We start from the raw sequence: 1,028 nt of genomic DNA, 5'->3' as shown, positions 1-1,028 counted from the left end.
GTCATGACCGGATCGCTGGTCGACTACGACCAGAGCATTGCGGGGTCGTCGCCCGAGTAGGCCTCACGTCCAGAAGCAAATCAGCCCCCTGTTGCCGCCGCATCGCCATTCCATATAGTCAGATGGTCAGAATGGTCACGGAGGTCGCAATGCTGTCTGCGCCCAAAGAAAATACCAACTGGACGGTCGCCGGGGCAAAAGCACGGCTCTCGGAGGTTATCGAGCGCGCGCAGTCTTCGCCGCAGACGATCACCAGAAACGGCAAACCAAGCGTGGTTGTCGTCTCGGCCGAGGAATGGCAGCGCAAGACCGCGCGCAAGGGTACGCTTGCGGAGTTCCTGCTGGAGTCGCCGCTGCGCGGCGCCGATCTCACCCTTGGGCGTCAGCGTGACGAACCGTGTGATCTGCCGTTGTGAGGTTGTTGCTCGGTTGCCATCAGAGCACGTGACAAACGCCTCCGCTTCGACTATATGAGCCTCATGATCAACCTGACCGCCAAATATTGGTACTTTAGGAGCTCGCTGGCGGCGGGAGGATTGCGCTCGATCTGAAGATTGCAGCAACAAGATCCGAACAGCCGCCATACCTGGCGGCTTTTTTGTTTTCAGCCGGCAGGTTTCCCAAACAGGAGCAGAAAGCCGTGTTGACCACCACAGACGACCTCCGGGTCAAGGAAATCCGAGAATTGAGTACGCCGGACCAGGTGATGCGGGAGATACCGCGCACGCTGACGGCGACGCGCACCGTGACCGCGTCGCGCAACGCGATCCACGCCATTTTGAACGGTACCGACGATCGACTGCTGGTCATCGTCGGCCCCTGTTCGATCCACGATCCGGTCGCCGCCGTGGACTATGCCAGCCGTCTGGCGGCGCTGCGCGAGAGCCTGTCGGACCGACTCGAGATCGTGATGCGGGTCTATTTCGAGAAGCCGCGCACGACGGTCGGCTGGAAAGGCCTGATCAACGATCCCGACCTCGACGGCAGCTTCAACATCGACAAGGGACTGAGGATGGCGCGCAATGTGC

At 60.7% G+C, this 1,028-nt stretch carries 2 protein-coding genes; both read left to right on the top strand.

The genetic code is table 11. The features are described from left to right. Positions 1 to 149 precede the first annotated feature (149 nt). A complete protein-coding gene (locus tag EN935_RS37540) occupies positions 150 to 416 on the top strand; it encodes a type II toxin-antitoxin system Phd/YefM family antitoxin (RefSeq protein ID WP_127263260.1) in 267 nt (88 codons plus the stop codon). A gap of 224 nt (positions 417 to 640) precedes the next feature. After that, a partial coding sequence (locus EN935_RS37535) for a 3-deoxy-7-phosphoheptulonate synthase (protein ID WP_127374317.1) occupies positions 641 to 1,028 on the top strand: 388 nt, incomplete at its 3' end.

Origin of the sequence: Mesorhizobium sp. M7D.F.Ca.US.004.03.1.1, from assembly GCF_003998635.1 — a bacterium.
In the GTDB taxonomy this organism is placed as follows: Bacteria; Pseudomonadota; Alphaproteobacteria; order Rhizobiales; family Rhizobiaceae; genus Mesorhizobium; species Mesorhizobium loti.
This window is presented reverse-complemented; position numbering and strand designations above follow the sequence as displayed.

Coding starts and splice junctions, on each gene's coding strand:
- EN935_RS37540 (WP_127263260.1), top strand. CDS start 150: ATGCTGTCTGCGCCCAAAGAAAATACCAACTGGACGGTCGCCGGGGCA.